15 protein-coding genes are annotated in these 19,426 nt (G+C 67.1%); 13 read left to right on the top strand and 2 right to left on the bottom strand.

Annotation, left to right across the window (positions count from 1 at the left end; translation table 11 throughout):
- Positions 1-49: 49 nt before the first annotated feature.
- The 9 genes from ACYVF5_RS04980 (at position 50) to ACYVF5_RS04940 (ending at position 9,987) form a co-directional block, all read left to right on the top strand.
- Positions 50-202 carry a hypothetical protein gene (locus tag ACYVF5_RS04980; protein WP_460943952.1) on the top strand — a complete coding sequence of 51 codons (153 nt, stop codon included), beginning with the start codon at positions 50-52 and terminating at the stop codon, positions 200-202.
- On the top strand, positions 199-1,986 hold the full coding sequence (locus tag ACYVF5_RS04975; RefSeq protein WP_460943950.1) for a CocE/NonD family hydrolase: 1,788 nt from the start codon (positions 199-201) through the stop codon (positions 1,984-1,986). The genes ACYVF5_RS04980 and ACYVF5_RS04975 overlap by 4 nt, the downstream gene beginning before the upstream one ends.
- Positions 1,983-3,440: an amidase gene (locus ACYVF5_RS04970; RefSeq protein WP_460943948.1), complete on the top strand. Its 1,458-nt coding sequence runs from the start codon at positions 1,983-1,985 to the stop codon at positions 3,438-3,440. The genes ACYVF5_RS04975 and ACYVF5_RS04970 overlap by 4 nt, the downstream gene beginning before the upstream one ends.
- A 47-nt stretch (positions 3,441-3,487) precedes the next feature.
- Positions 3,488-4,366, top strand: a complete 879-nt coding sequence (locus ACYVF5_RS04965) for an SDR family oxidoreductase (protein ID WP_460943946.1) — start codon at positions 3,488-3,490, stop codon at positions 4,364-4,366.
- A gap of 157 nt (positions 4,367-4,523) precedes the next feature.
- Positions 4,524-6,116, top strand: coding sequence for an ABC transporter substrate-binding protein (locus tag ACYVF5_RS04960; protein ID WP_460943944.1), 1,593 nt, complete (start codon positions 4,524-4,526; stop codon positions 6,114-6,116).
- A 22-nt stretch (positions 6,117-6,138) separates the two neighbouring features.
- Entirely contained in the window at positions 6,139-7,074 is a 936-nt protein-coding gene (locus ACYVF5_RS04955; RefSeq protein ID WP_460943942.1) for an ABC transporter permease, read from the top strand.
- Positions 7,071-7,970 carry an ABC transporter permease gene (locus ACYVF5_RS04950; protein WP_460943940.1) on the top strand — a complete coding sequence of 300 codons (900 nt, stop codon included), beginning with the start codon at positions 7,071-7,073 and terminating at the stop codon, positions 7,968-7,970. Before ACYVF5_RS04955 ends, ACYVF5_RS04950 begins: the two co-directional genes overlap by 4 nt.
- Positions 7,967-8,974 carry an ABC transporter ATP-binding protein gene (locus tag ACYVF5_RS04945; RefSeq protein WP_460943939.1) on the top strand — a complete coding sequence of 336 codons (1,008 nt, stop codon included), beginning with the start codon at positions 7,967-7,969 and terminating at the stop codon, positions 8,972-8,974. Before ACYVF5_RS04950 ends, ACYVF5_RS04945 begins: the two co-directional genes overlap by 4 nt.
- Positions 8,971-9,987, top strand: a complete 1,017-nt coding sequence (locus tag ACYVF5_RS04940) for an oligopeptide/dipeptide ABC transporter ATP-binding protein (protein ID WP_460943936.1) — start codon at positions 8,971-8,973, stop codon at positions 9,985-9,987. Before ACYVF5_RS04945 ends, ACYVF5_RS04940 begins: the two co-directional genes overlap by 4 nt.
- A gap of 12 nt (positions 9,988-9,999) precedes the next feature.
- Here the strand turns inward: ACYVF5_RS04940 and ACYVF5_RS04935 are convergent, their stop codons facing one another.
- A complete protein-coding gene (locus ACYVF5_RS04935; protein WP_460943934.1) occupies positions 10,000-11,655 on the bottom strand; it encodes a PucR family transcriptional regulator in 1,656 nt (551 codons plus the stop codon).
- A 116-nt stretch (positions 11,656-11,771) separates the two neighbouring features.
- Between ACYVF5_RS04935 and ACYVF5_RS04930 the strand changes: the two genes are divergently transcribed.
- The 4 genes from ACYVF5_RS04930 (at position 11,772) to ACYVF5_RS04915 (ending at position 18,840) form a co-directional block, all read left to right on the top strand.
- Positions 11,772-12,446: an IclR family transcriptional regulator gene (locus ACYVF5_RS04930; RefSeq protein ID WP_460943932.1), complete on the top strand. Its 675-nt coding sequence runs from the start codon at positions 11,772-11,774 to the stop codon at positions 12,444-12,446.
- A gap of 14 nt (positions 12,447-12,460) precedes the next feature.
- The gene (locus tag ACYVF5_RS04925; protein ID WP_460943930.1) at positions 12,461-13,348 is read left to right on the top strand and encodes an endo alpha-1,4 polygalactosaminidase; all 888 of its coding nucleotides are present in this window, start codon (positions 12,461-12,463) and stop codon (positions 13,346-13,348) included.
- 174 nt (positions 13,349-13,522) lie between these two features.
- Positions 13,523-17,467 (top strand): Pls/PosA family non-ribosomal peptide synthetase, encoded by a 3,945-nt coding sequence (locus ACYVF5_RS04920; protein ID WP_460945275.1) that lies wholly within the window; start codon positions 13,523-13,525, stop codon positions 17,465-17,467.
- Positions 17,464-18,840 (top strand): M1 family metallopeptidase, encoded by a 1,377-nt coding sequence (locus ACYVF5_RS04915; protein ID WP_460943928.1) that lies wholly within the window; start codon positions 17,464-17,466, stop codon positions 18,838-18,840. The genes ACYVF5_RS04920 and ACYVF5_RS04915 overlap by 4 nt, the downstream gene beginning before the upstream one ends.
- Here the strand turns inward: ACYVF5_RS04915 and ACYVF5_RS04910 are convergent.
- The gene (locus ACYVF5_RS04910; RefSeq protein WP_460943926.1) at positions 18,818-19,354 is read right to left on the bottom strand and encodes a 4'-phosphopantetheinyl transferase family protein; all 537 of its coding nucleotides are present in this window, start codon (positions 19,352-19,354) and stop codon (positions 18,818-18,820) included. The genes ACYVF5_RS04915 and ACYVF5_RS04910 overlap by 23 nt on opposite strands.
- Between the last annotated feature and the right edge of the window lie 72 nt (positions 19,355-19,426).

The raw sequence follows: 19,426 nt of genomic DNA, 5'->3' as shown, positions 1-19,426 counted from the left end.
CCGGCGCCCGCAACGATGCGGCGCGCCACTCACGAGCAAGGGAGCACGTGTGAGCAACGACCTTCATGACCTGTCCACCACTGACGCATTGGCCCGGTTCCGGGGCGGGGTGATCGCGATCGACGAGCTGATGACCGCCGCGATCGAGCGGACCGAAGCGCTCAAGGGCATGAGCGCGGTGGTCGTGGGCGGCGGCGCATGAACGACCACGCCATGTCATCGGGCACGGAGCAGGGTGGCGTCGAGGTGCTCCGGACCGGTCCGTCTGCTGTGGACGAGCGCGCCACGTCCGCGATGGTTCCGATGTCCGACGGCGTCAGCTTGGCCACCGACGCCTATCTGGGTGGCCAGGTGCGACCGCGCCCCGTCATCCTGGTCAGGCTGCCCTACGATAAGTCGGGTCGCTACACCTTTATGCCCCAGCTCGCGGAGAGGGCGAACGACCGGGGCTACATCCTCGTGGCGCAGGACGTCCGGGGGAAGTTCCGGTCAGGAGGCATCACGCTCCCCTGCCAGCCGCACGAGGTGACGGATGCATACGACACACTCGAATGGCTCGTCACGCAGCCGTGGTGCGACGGATCCGTTGTTATGATCGGCGACTCCTACTACGGCTACACACAGTGGGCTGCCGTTGCCAGCCGGCATCCCGCGCTCCGCGCCATCGCACCGGGTGTGACCACAGCCGAGATGCACCTGACCGGCCGACAGCCTCGTGGCGCCGTGTTCTTGCTCGGGCAGACACAGTACGTATCGACGGTCTGGCTGGACAACGACATCTACGACTTCGACGTCGACTGGTCGCACCGTCCGCTGGCCGAGGTCTTCGACGACGTCTTCGCCGAGATCGGTGGCCGCTCGCCCGCGTTCGATGCGATCCTCGACAACTGGGACGACGACGAGGCGCGCGGCGCGACGTGGCACACACATCCGTTCGAGGTCAACACCGTGCCCGTGCTGCACCGCGTGGGGTGGTTCGACAACGTCCTGCCCGCCCACATGCGCGACTACGAGCGTCTCGTCTCCGACCCGGTCCAAGCCCCGCTGCAATACCTCTTGGCCGACGCGATCGATCACGAGAACTATCACCTCTCCGAGGCTCCGATCGACCCGGAATCAGACCACGACACCGACGATCAGGCACTTGCGCGGCTCATCCCGCGCTACCTCGATCCCGCCCTCGACTTCTTCGACGCCGTGCTGCAGGGGACGTCGATGCCCCCGCGGGTGCGTTACATGACCGGACACGGCGGCTGGCACGACGCCGAGACCTGGCCTCCGCCCGGGACCGAGACCCTCACCCTCTATCTGGCACCGCCAGCTGCCGGCGAGCCCGAGCATCACGGCCACCTGGTTCCCGAGCCGCGAGCCGGCGTGCGGACGATCAGCTGGACACATGATCCCGCAGACCTGGTGCCGTCGTCGGGGGCCAACCCTTTCGCGTTCGTCCTCGAGCTTCCGGACGAAGGCTACCTCCTCGAGCGTCCGGACGTGCTGACGTTCCGGTCAGAGCCGATGAATGTGCCGATCGAGATCACCGGCCGGGTGATTCTTCGGGTGCGAGTCGCCACAAGCGGCCCCTCCATGCACCTGTTCGCCAAGCTCGTCGACGAGGCGCCTGACGGCACGTCCCACATGGTCCTCCGCGGCCAGGTCGAGCTCGAGTCGCCCGACCAGGAGACCGACGTGGAGCTCTCGCTCGGTCACACCGCCTACCGCATCCGTCAGGGGCACCGTCTTCGCCTGCATCTGACCTCGAGTGACTTCCCGCGATATCTGCCGCACCCGGGCAGCGACGAGAATCCGTGGCTGGCGACCACTGCGGTGACCAACGAACAGAGCGTGGTCACCGGAGGACTCTCGGCATCCGCCCTGGCCCTCAGCGTGGTCGCCGTCGACGAGCATCGAAAGGAATCCCCCATGCTCCACGTCCCCCACTCACATGGCCGCTCGTCAGCGGACGACTCGGTCGGGTCTCCCGCATGAGCGACCTCCACTACCTCAGCGCCGCCGACGCGCTGCGGATGTTCCGCTCCAGAGAACTCTCCCCCGTCGAGCTGATGACGGCCGTCATCGAGCGCGCCCAAGAGGTGGAGCCGATCGTCAACGCCCTCTGCCACACGTTCTTCGACCAGGCACTCGCCGCGGCGCGCGAGGCCGAGGCGCGATACGGACGGGCGGGCCCGCCGCCCCGAGCATTGGAAGGGATCCCGCTCGCTGTCAAGGAGCACGAGCCGATCGCGGGTCAGCCGTGGACACAGGCCTCGCTCCTGCACCGGGACGAGGTGGCCACGAGCACCTCGTGTTTTGCTCAGCGCATGATCGACGCAGGTGCGATCGTGCATGCGCGCACAACGGGACCGGAGTACGGGGCTGCGGTGGTGACCCGATCGCGTCTCTGGGGCCCCACCCGAAATCCTTGGAACCCGGAATACGACGTCGGTGGCTCCTCCGGCGGTTCCGGTGCCGCTTTGGCGGCCGGCACGGCCACACTCGCCAGCGGCTCCGACATGGGGGGTTCGATCCGCATCCCCGCGTCCTTCACGGGGGTGGTCGGATACAAGCCGCCATACGGGAGGGTTCCGTCTGAGCCCACCGGCAATCAGGACACCTACCTGCATTACGGGCCGATGGCCCGCACCGTGGTCGACACGATCCTGCTCCAGAACGTCATCGCCGGCCCAGACGACTCTGACATCACGTCGCTCCGCCCGAAGCTCGAGCTGCCGCTTCGCTACGAGGGCGCGGCCGGTCTGCGCATAGCGCTCTCACTCGACTTCGGCGGGTGGGCGGTCGACCCGGAGGTGCGACGCAACACGCTTGAGGTCGCCGAGGCGCTCAGAGCCGCCGGCGCCACCGTCGACGAGGTTGACCTCGTCCTGCCGCGAGACGACGTCAACAGGGCAGCCGGCATCCATGTCAGCAGCCTTCGCCTGACCGACGGGTCCTGGGACGCGTTCCTCGCGGCGAACGCCGACGCGGTCTCGAACGAGCTCCTGTGGACCTCATCTCGCCACCGTAAACACGGCGAAGGCGCGAGCATCGATGACGGCTGGGAGATCGAAGCCCGCCTGTACTCTGCGCTGGCCGGTGTCTTCCGCTCTTACGACGTCCTCATCTGTCCGACAGTGGCCACCCGCGGTCTGCTCGCCGATCGGGACTACCCGGACGACTTCAGCGTGGAGGTGGACGGACAGAAGCTCGAGGGCCCGTTCGACGCCATGATGACGATGCCCTTCAACATCATGAGCCGGTGCCCCGCCCTCTCGGTGCCATCCGGTTTCGCAGACAACGGTGTTCCGACGGGCCTGCAGATCGTGGGACCGACCTTCGACGACGCCATCGTCTTCAGGGTGGGAGCCGCCGTCGAGCAGCTCCGCCCCTGGTTCGACGCCCCTGAGCGTCGGCCGTTCAACGCCCGCGCCGGCGTCGAAGCCTAACAGGAACGCACGGAAGCGCTCCGTCGACAGAAGAAGAGGAGATATAAATGGCGATCGTCATCACGGGTTCCACCGGGCTGGTCGGGCGGCACGTCGCAGAGGAGGTGGCCAGACGACACGCTGGCCCGATCCGGCTCGTGGTCCGCGACCCGGCACGAGCACCGGCGATCCCCGGAGCAGAGATCGTGGTCGCCGACTGGGATGACCGACAGGCACTTGCCTCCGCTCTCCGCGAGGGAGATCGGGTCTTTATGGTCTCCCTGCCCCAACCGCCCGAGGTGCGTATCGCCCTGCAGGGGAGCTTTGTCGAGGCCGCCTCGGCGGCGCAGGTCGACCGTATCGTGTATCTCTCGTTCATCAACCCCGCGCCGGACGCGGTCTTTCATCATGCCCGGTCCCACTACATCGCGGAGCACAAACTTCGGAGTTCGGGCGTGCCCTGGGTCGCCATCCGGAATGCGATGTACTCCGACGACATTCCGGAGTGGTTCGACGCGGACGGGGTCACCCGGGTACCGGTCGGCACGTCTCGGATCTCATGGTCCTACCGGGCCGAACTCGCTGAGGCGATAGCGGTGGCCCTCCTCTCGGACGGTCACGAGAACCGCATCTACAATGTCACAGGGTCAGAGGCGGTGACCATGGACCAGGTAGCCGCTATCGCCTCCGAGGTCGCGGGAGTTCCCTACCGCTACGAGCCTGGCAGCCGAGAGCTCTGGGTCTCGCGATACCACGAGCAGCACCTCAATCAGGACCAGATCACCTGGAGACTCTCGGAGTTCGACGCCCAAGAGGCGGGTGAGCTCGAGCTGGTGACCGACGACTACAGACTCCTCACGGGCAAGGAGCCGCGATCGATCCGCGAGATCCTGGAGCTGCATCGGGCGGCGCTCCCGATCCGAGCCACGAGTGGGGTCGAGCGGTGAACGCACGACACGGACGGATGTCGAGGGATGCGCCCTCTGCGGACAGGCCCGCGTCCGACCCGCGGCATGTCGGGGCGCCCGAAAGAAATTCGACGGACACTGCCCGTCCGGCGCGACGTTTCTCTACCTTGTTCAACAAACGTTTGGGGTGTTTCTCGTGATAGAACTCAAGAAACCTGGCCGGAGCTACCGGCGTCGCGGTGCGGCCGTCGTCGCTCTCGCATTCGTGGTCGCACTCGCTGGGTGCAGTGGTGGTGAGCCCGACACCGGTCGTGCGGACGGCGACAGTCCCCAGAAGGGCGGCACGCTCACGATCGGCTCCAGCAGCGATCCCGTCTCGCTGGATCCGGCCGTCGGAAGGACCGACGTCAGTTCTCAGCGTCCGGTGATCCTCGCCTTTGAGCGTCTGGTCGAGGTGGCACCGGACTCCACCGAGATCGTGCCCGGGCTGGCCGAGTCATGGGAGTTGAACGAGGACCGCACGGAGCTGGTCTTCCACCTGCGGGCGTCGACGTTCTCAGACGGCACGCCCGTCACCTCGGAAGACGTGAAGTTCTCGTTGGAACGCCTGATGGATCCAGAGGTCAGCCCCAACTTCGCCCCCATCTACTCCCAGCAGATCGCAGGGATCGAGACGCCGGACGAGAAGACCGTCGTCCTGCTCCTCGACGGCCCGCAGCCCGCGCTGACGGCCTGGTTGACCTTTCCCGGTGCCTCCATCATCAGCCAGAAGGCCTTTGAGAAGCTCGGCACCGACGGTCTCGCCGAGTTGCCGACTGACGCAGGCTCCGGCCCGTTCAAGATCGTCAGCTGGGAACGCGGCCAGGTGATCCGGTTCGAGCGCAACAGTCATTATCGTGAGCAGGGCAAGCCCTATCTGGATGCCGTGGAAATCCGTACGATGCCCGACGACAACTCGCGAATGCTGGCTGCCCGCTCTGGGGACGTCGATGTCGTCGAATCGGTGCCGTACTCACAGATCGAGAGCCTCAAGGGCACCGACTTGATCGTCGAGGAGACACCTGTCGCCTCAGTGTTCGGACCGTGGCTCGCTTCGACCGGTCCCATGGAGTCGCCGGAAGTTCGCCAGGCGTTGCACTACGCCACACCGAAGGAATCGATTCAGAAGGTCGTCTTCGGAGGAACCGGTGAGATCCCGAACAGCGCCATCCCGCCAATGCTCTACTGGGACGAGTCGATCGACCCGGTCCCCTACGACATCGAGAAGGCCAAGGAGCTCCTGAGTGGGTCTCCCACGCCCGATGGGTTCGAGGTCGAGATGCTCATCGTCTCCGGAGACAGCATCGCTCTTCAGACGGCACAGATCCTTCAGGAGGCGTGGAAGGAGATCGGCGTCGTAGTGGACGTCCGTGCGCTGGACGAGGCCTCGGTGTACGAGCGCAATACCAACGGTGACTGGGAGATCATCCTCTTCGGGCCTGGCAGCATGGCCAGCCACATCCCGACAGAGGACGAGTTCGCAGGCAACTGGGCCACGCCCCACATCGCCAAGTTCTTCCAGTACGACAATCCGGAGCTCACCGATCTGATGGCCCAGGCGTCGAGCACGTGGGACGAGTCGGAGAGGACCGAGCTCTTCTCCCAGGCCCAACAGATGCTGCTCGACGATCCGCCGATCATCCCCATTTTGTTCGAGGAGGTCACCATCGCGCGAAGCAGCGGGGTCAACGACTTTGTTATGAACCCCCTCAACTGGCTCTATCTGACCGACACCTGGCTCAGTCAGTAACCGCGACGATCATACGGAAATCATGCCCCGTTATCTTCTCGGTCGTGCACTTCAGGCGGTGCTGACCCTCTTTGTCATCTCGATACTGGCTTTTGCGGTCCCCCGGCTGGTGCCGGGGGACCCGGCCGAGATGATCCTCGGTCCCGGAAATGCGACCCCGGAGCGAATTGCCGCGCTGCGGGGACAACTCGGACTCGATCGCCCGGTCGTGGAGCAATACCTGGACTTCGTCGGCGGCGCGGTGCGCTTCGACTTCGGCGATTCCTTGACCTCGCAGGGAACCGTTTCGGAGCAGTTGGGCGAGCGCTTGGGTCCCAGCGTCTTCCTGGTGCTCTATGCCTCGCTGGTCGCTGTGGTTCTCGCGCTCCCGCTCGGCGTTCTGGCCGCGAGGTATCGCAACCGCGCGGCCGATCATCTGGTCCGCCTGGTGGGAACGGTCTGCTACGCGGCTCCGCCGTTCCTCTCGGGGCTCGTCTTGGTGCTGATCTTCAGCGTGCATCTCAGGATCTTCCCCGTGCTGGGCTACGGAGAGGGGTTCGGCGATCGCCTGGCGAGTCTCACACTGCCCGCCATCACCGTAGGCATCACCTTGGCCCCTCTGCTCGTGCGGACACTTCGAGCCGCGATGCTCGAGACGTTGTCGCAGGACTTCATCGAGGCCGCTAGATCACGCGGACTGTCAGAGCGGCGGGTGGTGTTCAAACACGCGCTGCGCAACTCGATGTTGCCCACCGTCACGCTCCTCGGCCTCTCCATCGGCGCATCGCTCAGTTTCACCGTTATCGTCGAGAACGTGTTCTCGATTCCCGGCCTGGGAACTCTGCTGGTCGGGTCGGTGAACGGTCGCGACTACCCGATGATCCAAGCCCTGATCATGACCTTCGCCGCCGCCGTGCTGCTGTCGAGTCTGCTCACCGACCTGGTCTGCAGCGCGCTCGATCCCAGGATCCGGTTATGACGTCACAAGCTGCACTGATCGAGCGTGTCGCTCTCGCGCGTCTCCAGAAGGCAAACCGCCGGGCGGCCAGGGAGCGGCGGTGGGTGCGCGTGACGCTCGCGTGCGGGGTCGGGATCGTCGGGGTGATCGTGTTGCTGTGCTTCGCGCACCCGTTGCTGCCACTCCCTTCGCCGATCGAGCAGAACTACGACGCATTGTTGCAACCTCCGTCTTTCGAGCACCCCATGGGCACCGACGACCTGGGCCGAGATGTTCTCAGTCGCGCGCTGGCCGGCGGGCGGATCGATCTGCCCGTCGCACTGCTCGTCACAGTGCTCTCCTCGTCGATCGGGCTCGTGCTCGGCGCACTCGCCGGGTTCTTCGGCGGCTGGGTGGATGCCGTGATCACTCGCGCCATCGATGTCGTGGTTGCCTTTCCGTTCCTCGTGGCCGTGATCGTGATCATCGCGATCACCGGTCCCGGCTTGACCGGCGTGATCATCGGGGTCCCCATCGTCGGATGGGCGGTGTATGCGAGGCTCACCCGAGCCGAGATGCTGGTCGTGCGCGAGCAGGAGTTTATGCAGGCGACTCAGGTGCTGGGATTCTCTCGCCGGCGAGCGATGCTCCGTCACGCCCTCCCGAACGTCGGGCGCGGAGCCTTGGCGTTCAGCATCGTCGACGTTGTGCTGAACGTGCTGCTCATCGCATCGCTGTCCTATCTCGGTCTGGGAGTGCAGCCTCCGACTCCCGAGTGGGGCGGAATCATCGCAGACGGTCAGCAGTACTTGCTGACAGCCTGGTGGATCTCGATCCTTCCAGGGGCGCTCGTCGTGGTGCTCGGCGTCGGGATCAGCCTGATCGGCGATGCGGTCGCTGACCTGATGGGACGCGATCTGTCACTGGTGGAGCGATGACGAAGAGCGACGTGATGCTTGAGGCAACTGGACTGTCAGTCGGGTTCCCGACGTCGTCGGGCGAGGTGTCGTACGCAACACGCGACGTCTCCATCGCGGTGAGTCGCGGGCGGACCCTCGGCATCGTCGGAGAATCCGGCTCTGGCAAGAGCGTGACGCTTCGCGCTCTGCTCGGACTCGTGCCCTATCCCGGGCAGGTTGTCAGCGGCAGCGTCCGGCTCGAGGGACGCGAACTCCTGACACTCTCACCGAGGGAATGGGAGCGCATCCGCGGTCAGGAGATCGCGATGGTCCTCCAGGATCCGACCACGTCGCTGAACCCCACCTTCACGGTTGGACACCAGCTCAGCGAAACACTCCGCCTGAAGTGCGGCGTGAAGCGAGCACGCCTGACCGCAGCGGCGGCAGAGTTGCTCGACCAGGTCGGAATCCGTTCACCGCGCCAGAAGCTGAAGGCCTTTCCGCACGAGCTCAGCGGGGGCATGAGGCAACGGGTGATGATCGCGATGGCTGTCGCTGCCCGGCCCCGTGTTCTGCTCGCGGACGAACCGACCACAGCGCTCGACGTGACCATTCAAGACCAGATCCTGAGCCTCCTCGCCGATCTCAGTGCTGAGATGGACATGGCCACCGTGATCGTGTCTCACGATCTCGGCGTCATCACCCAGCTCTGCGACGACGTGGCGGTCATGTACGCGGGGCGCGTCATCGAGCGCGGCGATGTCGACGAGGTGCTCGATCGTCCTGAGCATCCGTACACGGAAGCGCTGGTGCGCACGCATGCCGAGCTTGCGGAGGGCCCCGGCGTCGGCGGACGCTCTCTGCTGCACGCTCTCGGAGGACAGCCACCGCTGCTCGCCGAACTGCCGAAGGGATGCTCCTTCGCCCCTCGCTGCGAGTACGCACAGCCGGAGTGCGGGGACTTCGACATGCGCGTGGACCGCGCGCTCGGTGAGCACGGCACAGCCTGCCTCGTGCGACAGAACGAGAGGGACACCGCATGACCGCACAGCTGTTGCGCATCGACGACCTGACCAAGACCTATGCGGGCAAACGACAAGCCGTCTTCGCCCGAAGGATTCCGCAGGCGAAGGCTCTCGACGCCGTCTCTCTGGACATCGAGCGGCAAGAGGTCCTTGCTCTCGTCGGTGAATCCGGTAGCGGCAAGAGCACGCTCGCACGCGTGCTCACCCGTCTCACCGAGCCCGACCACGGAACAGTGAGATTCGACGATCGCGACGTGCTGACGCTGCGAGGAAGAGAGCTCACCGCATTTCGCCGCCGTGTGCAGATGGTCTTCCAGAACCCCTACGCCTCGCTGAACCCGAGGCGCACGGTGGGCCAGGCCGTCAGCGAGCCTGCGATAGTTCATCAGACCTTGGACGGGCGAACGAGCGATGCGCACACCCATGCGCTGTTGGAACGCGTCGGACTCTCGGCGCGTCTCGCAGACCGCCTGCCGCGTGAGCTCTCGGGTGGACAGCGGCAAAGGGTCGCGATCGCTCGCGCCCTGTCGGTGAAGCCCGAACTGCTGATCGCGGACGAGGCGGTCAGCGCCCTGGACCTTCCGGTCCAGGCCCAGATTCTCAACCTCCTCACCGAGCTGCGCGACGAGCTCGGAATCTCATTGCTGTTCGTCTCCCACCAGCTGCCGGTGGTCTCGCACATCGCGGACCGCGTGGCCGTGATGTATCTCGGTCGGATCGTGGAAACCGGCACGGTCGCGGATGTGTTCGCGCGTCCGGCTCATCCATACACGATCGGGCTGATGGCCGCTCAGCCCGGGCGGAACCGGAGGCAGGCAGCTCCAGCGGTGACGCGCACGAAAGAGATCCCGGTCGTGGAGCTTCAGACCGTCGGATGCCCGTACCGCGATAGGTGTCCGCTCGCTGTCGGCCTGTGCGAGACGACGAAACCGCCCATGGTCGGTGTCGGCGACACCCACCGCGCAGCTTGTCATTTCGCCGGGGAACAGGCGGAGGCGCAGACGTCGATCGTTCAGCCGACGAAGGCATAAACGGTGCACCTCTCACCGAGCTGGGGCATGTGGGCTCGTGGCGCGGATGCGGATCGCGAGATACAGCGCCAGGAGGGTGTCCCAGTCTGAGAGGTCCGTGCCCAAGACGCGTTCGATTCTGGCGATCCGGTCGTAGAGCGCCTGGCGGTTGAGGTACAGGGCGCGCGCCGTCTCTGCTCTGCGACCACCGTTGCCGCACAGCGTCGCCAGCGTCGGCAGCAGGGCGTTTTTGCTCTTCGCGTCGTGCGCCAGCAGGGGACCGAGCATCCGCTCCGCGTAGCGACGCAGGTCCTCGTTGTCGTTGAGTCGCCACAGCAGCCTGTCGAGCGGCATGGCAGCCGCGTCGTACCATGCTCGCGATGGCATGAGGGCGGCGACGGCGGTCGCCTCGGTCGCCTCGCGCAGACCCTCGCCCAGGGTCGCCCACTCGCTTGCGGCGCCCACGGCCACAACGATCTCGGATGATCCTCTGTGCGCCGCCACATCGCGCAGTAGCGCCGCCACTCGATCGGCCAGCTGCTCCCTGTCGCTCGAGCTGCGCAGTCCCAGAACCAGAAGGAGATCGCCGCGGACGGAGTCCACGCCGATGAGCGTGGGAACCGACAGCGTCGAGACCCTGGACTCCAGGTCTCGCAGAGATGTGATCCATCGATCGATCTCGACGTGAGCAGCGGACCCGCGAAAGGCCTGAGCGTCCTCCGACGCCACGAGCCTGGCGGCCACGGGGAGAAGGGCAACGACATTCCGATCGTCGAACCCCATCTCCTGGGCCCGTGCCACGGCGAAGGTCGCGTCGAAACGCCCAGACGCCAGGCCGCTGAGAAGGTCGCCTCGCCCCAGTGCGAGCAGCTCCTCCTCTTGCCGAGAGCGCAGGAGCGCCAGGGCGACGATCTGCGCGGCGCGGTTGAGCGCCAAGGGCGCGAAACTGCTGACGGGGCACAGGAGCGGAAGGAGGACTATACGCCCCGAGCCTCCGGACGCCTGCGTCGGCACACGCGCCGTGAGCCCGACGTGGTCGGCGTGGTGTCGGGCCTCCGTCCAGGCCCGCAGCACCTCGTCGGTCGACTGCACGTCAGACGGCGCGCCGTACCCGAGCAGCCGGCCGGTGTCGTCATCCAAGAACACCGGGTTTCCCACTGCGTCGGCGAGCACGGAGAGCACAGCTGGAATGCTGCCGCCGTCCAGCATCGCCGAGGTGAAGTCGTGCTGAAGCTGCTCCGCACGCTGCAGCAGCTCGAACTGGTGGTTGACGATCTGGGTGTGGATGGACTCCGTCACGTCCACGAAGGCCGTCGAGGCATGGAGTTCCACAAGGGGAAGACCCGATTCGTCAGCCGCTTCGACGATGCCGGGCGGCAGCCCGGCGGCAAAGCGCGTGCCCAGTTCGATGACCAGGCCGGCGGCGCCCGCCTCAGCCAGGCGGGTGACGAACTGGCGCTGTTCCGGCCGCCGCTCGCCGATCCCGCTCCCGCTCGTCAGGATGAGTTCTCCCCCTCGCAGAAAGGGGGTGATGTCAGGAAGATCGCTGGCGTGGACCCACCGGATCGAACGCTGCAGCGAAGCGGCCCCGGCGACCACGCGAGGGAGCGCTGCGCGGAGCGCCGGCAGTTTCAACGCGGTGTCCACGGTGATCGACGGATACCGCGAGGAGTCGGCGATGTACTTCATCGAGACCTCCTCGTCGTCGGACCGTGTCGGTCGGTGTGTCCTGCTCAGCCTTTGGGTCGCATACGGGAATCGTGGAACGCGTACGATATCTCATGCTCGGTGTACGATTATATGTCATGACGGCCGCCAACTATTCTTCGACAGTGGCCCGCGCCACCACGGTGCTGCAGCTCTTGGGCACCCGCCCGGACGGGTTGTCCATCACTGAGATTGCCGCGTCGCTCGACTCGCATCGGGCCGGGGTCTACCGCTTGCTCAACCCGCTCGTCGATGCGCGGCTGGTTCGGAGGACAGGGCGCGGGGCCTACGTCCTCGGTTACGGCCTCGTCGAGCTGGCCAGCCTGGTCGAGCCGCAGCTGCGGCGGGTCGCTGAAGGCCATCTGCGCTGGCTGGCCGAGAAGGTCGGCGCAACCACGGCCCTGAACGTGAGGCATGGCGCAGAGATGGTCATGATCGCCAAGGCCGAGCCCAGCGAGCAGGTCCTACGGGTGTCTTACCCACCTGGCCATCGGCACCCCGTCAGTCGCGGCGCCGCGGGCCTTGCGGTCCTGGCCGGTAATCCTCCTGAGCCTAACGAGCGCCCGGAGATCGTCGGGGCGCGTGCACGCGGCTACGCGGTGAGCGTCGGCGACCTTCTGCCCGGAGCCACCGGGATCGCCGCTCCACTGACGAACGGGCACGGAGCCGAGGGCAGCGTGAGCGCGGTGTGGGTGGCCGGCACCCCGCCGCGCACCGCCCCTGCCCTCGTGGTCGAGTGCGTGGAGCGAATCCTGGCCGACCTGCGCCAGTGAGGGTACGGAGATCGATGAGGCATCGGAAGACCAGTGGGACCACACGAGGCATCGCGGCCGCTGTGACGGCGCTCGCCATCGCATGGCTCACGGGATGCACGGGGCCGGTCGAGCCGCCGGCGTCGGATTCGCCGAGCCCGGCCACCGCGTCGGCGGCCGAGCTCCCCCCGCTCGCGGCTCGTTTCGACTATCAGCTCGGCGGTGCATACACCCCAGATGATTCAGTGCAGGTCGTGGCGCGCGACGTGACCCAGGAACCCGTTCCCGGACGATACAACATCTGCTATGTGAATGCCTTCCAAACGCAACCCGGCACACACGAAGAATGGGAATCCGAGCACCCGCAACTCCTCCTCAGGCACGATGGCGACGTCGTCGTCGATCCTGACTGGCCGGACGAGGTGCTGCTCGACACGTCGACCGCGGCGAACCGCTCCCTCCTCGCCGAGATCGCCTGGCACGACATCGACAGCTGCGCACGGGCGGGCTTCGACGCCGTCGAACCCGACAACCTTGACTCGTGGACGCGATCACACGGAGTGCTCGATGAGGCGGACAACATCGCCTTCGCCGCGCTCCTGGCCGAGCGAGCGCACAGCCGCGGCATGGCGATTGCGCAGAAGAACGCGGGAGAGATCGGCTCTCGCGGCCGGGACGATGCCCACCTGGACTTCGCGATCGTCGAGGAATGCCAGGTCTACGACGAATGCGATGAGTACACCGAGGTCTACGGTCGTCACGTGATCGAGATCGAGTACACCGACAACGGAGAAGAAGCTTTCGCGGCCGCCTGCGCCGCTCGTGGCGACGAGATATCCGTGCTCCTGCGAGATCGCGACGTCGTACCCGCCTCGGCGGACGGCTACGTCACGGAGTGGTGTGCGACAGCCGGCCTCCCGTAGCCGTCGCTGAGGCGCGTCCGGCCCGCCGCCGTCGTACCGGGATGCACCGCCCGTTCACCTGCCGGTTACCCTCGCTCGCTAGCCTGTGGCACACGAGTTCGACGCCTTCACGGGGCGCGGCATGGCTCACAGGACGACCGGAGACAACACGTGACTGAGCTTCAGCCGGGCGTTATGCCTGGAGGAGTGTTCGCACCCGAGGCGCGCACCCTGCTGGATGTGCTGCGCGAGACGGTGACGACGCATCCAGACGCGTCGGCGCTCGAAGACGCACGGGGCGCTCTCAGCTATCGCGAGCTGATGGCGCGTGTGGTCACGCTGGCGGCACGTCTGACCCTGGCGGGCGTTCAGCGCGGTGATCGCGTGGGGATCCGCCTCCCCTCCGGGAGCCGTGAGCTCTACCTCTCGATCCTCGCGGTGCTCGCCGCTGGAGCAGCCTATGTTCCCGTGGATGCCGATGATCCGGACGAACGCGCGCAACTCGTCTTCGATGAAGCCGCCGTGAGAGGGGTGATCTCGGGCGCTGGCGAGTACCGGCCCCGTGGAGCGACAGAGACGCTCGAGGCCACTGCGGCCGACGAGGAGCTGTTCTCGGGGCCCCCCGCCCACCCGAGCACCTCGTCGACGCCGATCGTCACCGCGCCGCGCCTGGATGACGATGCCTGGATCATCTTCACCTCGGGCTCCACCGGGACTCCGAAGGGCGTCGCCGTCAGTCACCGATCGGCAGCCGCCTTCGTCGATGCAGAGGCCCGCCTCTTCGTGCAGGACGAGCCGATCGGGCCTGGGGACCGCGTGCTGGCCGGGCTCTCCGTCGCGTTCGACGCGTCGTGTGAAGAGATGTGGCTGGCATGGCGCCACGGAGCCTGCCTGGTGCCCGCCCCGCGTTCACTCGTCCGCAGCGGCGTCGATCTCGGGCCGTGGCTCACAACGAGGGGCGTCACGATCGTGTCGACGGTTCCCACCCTCGCCGCCCTGTGGCCCCCCGAATCGCTCGAGAACGTGCGGCTTCTCATCTTCGGCGGCGAGTCGTGCCCGCCAGAGCTCGTGGACCGGCTGGCCGTCGACGGTCGCGAGGTCTGGAACACCTACGGCCCCACCGAAGCGACGGTCGTGGCCTGCGCAGCCCGCCTCCGACCCGGTGAGACCGTGCGAATCGGGCTGCCTCTCGACGGCTGGGATCTCGCCGTCGTCGATGCGGAGGGAACGCCTGTCCCCGCCCACGGCGTCGGGGAGCTGATCATCGGAGGCGTCGGCCTGGCCCGCTACCTCGACCCGCAGAAGGACGCGGAGAAGTACGCCCCGTTCCCGTCCCTCGGCTGGGACCGCGCCTACCGGAGCGGCGACCTGGTGCGGTTCGACCGCGACGGGCTGATCTTCCGCGGACGTGCAGACGACCAGGTGAAGGTGGGTGGCCGGCGCATCGAGCTCGGTGAGGTCGAGTCGGCGCTTCAACAGCTTTCCGGTGTGAGGGCTGCGGCCGCGGCGGTTCGCACAACGGATGCCGGTAACCAGGTGCTCGTCGGCTATGTCGCCGTAGAAGACACGGTTGTGTTCGACCGTGGCGCTGCCCTTGGACGACTTCGGGAGGAGCTGCCCCTCGCGCTCGTGCCGTTGCTCGCGGTCGTGGACGATCTGCCGACGCGCACCTCCGGCAAGGTGGACAGAGCGTCTCTTCCCTGGCCGCTTCCTGAGCACGACTCGGCCGAGGGGCGCCTCGGCGTCATCGATCCGGAGCTTGCCGCCGATTGGCGGGCTGTGCTTGGCATCCCGGTCAGCGATCCCGACGACAACTTCTTCGACCTCGGGGGCGGTTCGCTCGCCGCCGCCCAGCTGGTCACCCGCATCCGACGCCGCGATCCCGAGTTCACCGTCGCCGACATCTATGCACACCCGCGGCTCGGAGCCATGGCAGCCGCCCTCGCCGCACGCGAGTCGGACGAGAGCGCGTCGCCGGAGTCGACACACACCGTTCGACCGACACCCGCCGCGATGCAGTGGATCCAGACGCTGATCGGCGTGCCGCTCTTTGTGCTCAGCGGATTTCGCTGGCTGCTCTGGTTGCTCACGGCGAGCGCTGTTCTCGGTCAGTTCGACGGATACGACTTTCTTCCGCAGGCGCCGCTGTGGCTCCTGGTGATCGGGCTCGTCGTCTTCGCGACGCCGTTCGGCCGGATGGCGATCTCGGTGGTCTGCGCCCGCCTGCTGCTCGCCGGGGTGACGGCCGGCGACTACCCACGTGGCGGAGGTGTGCATCTGCGTCTGTGGCTGGCCGAGCAGGTCGCCCATCAGGTGAGCGCCGTCAGTCTCGCCGGCGCACCCTGGATCACCTACTATGCGCGCGCTCTCGGTGCCCGGATCGCCGAGGATGTCGATCTGCACTCGCTGCCGCCGGTGACCGGGATGCTTCGCATCGGCTCAGGCGCCGCCATCGAGCCGGAGGTCGACCTCTCCGGCTATTGGATCGACGGCGACCTGCTCCGCATCGGCGCCATCCGCATCGGGGCGAACAGCACGGTCGGCGCACGGAGCACACTGCTTCCCGGCGCGCGGATCGGCAAGAACGCCGAGATCGCTCCCGGTTCGTCTGTGTTCGGCCGCGTGCGAGCCGGTCAGCGGTGGGCGGGCTCGCCTGCGGTCCGCGTCGGGCCGGCGTCGGCGTGGTGGCAGAGCGAACGCCCGCATCGACGCACCCGATGGCTTGTGGCGTACGCCGCTTCTGCTCTCGGCATCGCCCTTCTGCCGATCGTCGCGTTCCTCTGTGGCGGAGGTGTCGTCGCGGCCGCGATCGCCGGCTCTGGTTCGCTCGGCGAAGCCGCTGTCCACTCGATCGGTGCGGTGATTCCGGCTGCCCTCGTCACCGGACTGGTGCTCGCTGCTGCTGTTGTGCTTGTCGTTCGCCTGCTCGGAATGGGTGTCAGCGCCGGCATCTATCCGGTGCGCAGCCGGGTGGGCTGGCAGGTGTGGACGACGGAACGAGTTCTCGACCTCGCCCGGACGCTGCTCTTCCCGCTCTATTCGAGCCTGTTCACTCCCGTCTGGCTCCGGATGCTCGGGGCGAGCGTCGGCCGGGACGTCGAGGCGTCCACGGTGCTTCTGCTGCCGAGCATGACCACCGTGAAAGACGGCGCCTTTCTCGCCGACGACACACTCGTCGCCTCATACGAGCTCGGCGGCGGACGCGTTCGTGTGGCCGAGGCCCAGATCGGCGCCAGGGCCTTCCTCGGCAACTCCGGTATGACGGCGGCGGGGCACAAGGTCCCGCGCGACGGCCTCGTCGCCGTGTTGTCGTCGGCACCGCGCAAGTCGAAGCCGGGCTCCTCCTGGCTCGGTTCGCCGCCCGTGCGGCTGCGGCGCCAGACGGCGACGGCCGACGACGACCGCACGTACAATCCGCCCGCCTCGCTGCGGTTCGCCCGTGCGCTCTGGGAGATGGGCCGAGTGATCCCGGTGTTCGTCACCTGCGTCATCGGGCTCGGTGTGCTCTTCGCGCTCGCCGCCGTGGTCGAGAGCTGGGGGCTCGCTGTCGCGGTGCTGTTGAGCGGTGTGGTGATGCTCGCCGCCGGCGGTGTCGCAGCAGCCGTGAGCACGGCGGCGAAATGGGCGCTGATCGGTCGCGTCCGCGTGGATGAGCACCCGCTCTGGTCGTCGTTCGTCTGGCGGAGCGAGGTCTCGGACACGTTCACAGAGATGGTGGCCGCACCGTGGTTCGCCCGGGCGGCTGCCGGAACTCCCGCGCTCGTGTGGTGGCTGAGGAGCCTCGGCGCGTCGATCGGGCGCGGCGTCTGGTGCGACAGCTATTGGCTGCCGGAGGCGGACCTGGTCAGGCTCGGCGACGCCTCCACCGTCAACCGCGGGTGTGTTGTGCAAACACACCTGTTCCATGATCGAATCATGAGCATGGATACCGTCACCCTCGACACCGGCGCGACGCTCGGGCCGCACAGCGTCATTCTGCCCGCCGCCCGCATCGGCGAGCACGCCACCGTCGGCCCTGCATCGCTCGTGATGCGTGGAGAGGTGGTTCCCGACCGCAGCCGATGGAGCGGCAACCCCATCGGCCCCTGGCGCGACGTCACCGTTGCCGATTACCACAGCGGGGCCCGGTGGAGGGCATGACCGGTGTGCACGACCCGTACCTCTCGCCGTCGGAAGACGTGGGATACGCCGTCGACTCCTATGACCTCGACCTTCGCTATCGGGTCTCCACGAACCGGCTCGACGCGACCGCCGTGATCATCGCGACCAGCACACGGGACCTGTCGACAGTCTCCTTCGACCTCGTGGGGCTGAAGGCGTCGAAGGTGCGGACCGCGGGCGGCAGGCGGGCTCGATTCACGCAGAGCTCCACCAGGCTGACGGTCGTTCCCGAGCGGCCGATCGCCGCCGGAGAGGGATTCACCGTCACTGTGGACTACTCAGGCTCTCCCCGCCCGCGACGCAGCCCCTGGGGTCTTCTCGGCTGGGAGGAACTGGCCGACGGTGTGATCGTCGCCGCCCAGCCCAACGGCGCGCCCACGTGGTTCCCCTGCAACGATCATCCCTCCGACAAGGCGCGGTATCGCATCCGTGTGTCTGCGGAGCAGGCGTACACGGTGGTCGCGACGGGTGTTCTGAGGGACCGAACGGTGTCTTCTGGGCGTTGCATCTGGACGTACGAGTGCGATGTGCCGACCGCCACCTATCTCGCGACCGTGCAGATCGGCCGTTACGTGCGCCGCGATGTCGATGCGCCCGCCGTTCTGGTTCCCGACATCACACCGGTGCCGATACACCTCGCGTTTCCGCGGCATCTGACCCGGCGGGCCGAGGCCGATTTCGCCGTGCTGCGCCCCATGCTCGACTACTTCGCCGAGGTCTTCGGCCCGTATCCGTTCGCCGGGTACACCGCCGTCGTCACCGCCGATGAACTCGAGATCCCGCTCGAGGCGCAGGGCGCGGCCATCTTCGGCGAGAACCACGTCGACGGTGCCGGAGGTTCTGAGCGCCTGATCGCCCACGAGCTCGCGCATCAATGGTTCGGCAACAGTGTCGGTGTCTCGAGCTGGCAGCACATCTGGCTCAACGAGGGTTTCGCGTGCTACGCCGAGTGGCTCTGGTCCGAGCAGAGCGGAGGCGCGACGGCGGATGCCCTCGCCGTCCGGCACCATTCGTTGCTTCGTGCGCTCCCCCAGGATCTTGTGCCGGCGGATCCCGGCCCTGCGCTGATGTTCGACGATCGTCTCTATAAAAGAGGCGCGCTCACCTTGCACGCGCTGCGCCTCACCATCGGAGATGCCCCGTTCTTCGACCTGTTGCGCGCGTGGACGGGCGAGTACCGTTTCGGAATCGTCGCAACCGCCGACTTCCGAGCGCTCGCCCATAAGCAGATCCGAGCTGAGCAGGCCGGAACGGACCTCGATCCGCTCTTCGACGCCTGGCTGTGCCAGAGACCACTGCCCAGCCTGCCCGTCTCACGCGTCGCCCCGGTCACAGCTCCCGAGCGAGACTGACGACGATCTCGGGCCCTGCGTCGACCTCGAAGACCTGGTAGCGGCGGGGATCCCCCGGCACACGGGCGATGACCAGGCCGTCTTCGTCTGCCAACGACACGGCGCGGGGGTCGACGCGGAGCCCTCGCCCGTCTGCTTTGAGCACGGCCTCGACACGTGTCCACGCGCGCAGTACGTCGCTGCCCCTGTGGCCGATCGCCTCTCTCGTCTCGGCGGCACGTCGCGGGTCGGCGAGGGCGTTCGTGGCTTCTGCGTCGACCCCGACGGCTCCCCCGGCACACGCGGCCGCGATGACGGTCTCACCGACATGGCTCAGGCTGACGCTGATGTGCACGGCGGCGGGCGGCGCCACGACGTAGGGCCGACCATGCGGACGATCGCAGTCGGGGCAGCTGGCCTCGATGAGAACGTCGTCGGCATCGACACGTGCCAGCTGTGCCACGAGCGCGCGCAGAAGCGGTCTCCCCGAGTCTGCTGTCGCGAGGCGGACCATTGCGTCGATCGGTGTGCTCACCCGGCCATTCTCGCAGCCGAGCACGAGCGATGGCTCCCCACCGCACTCGAACTGCGTTTCCCCACCCGGTCA

Source organism: Okibacterium endophyticum (genome assembly GCF_054780075.1).
The sequence above is the reverse complement of the archived record's forward strand: the minus strand, read 5'-3'. Positions and strand labels throughout refer to the sequence as shown.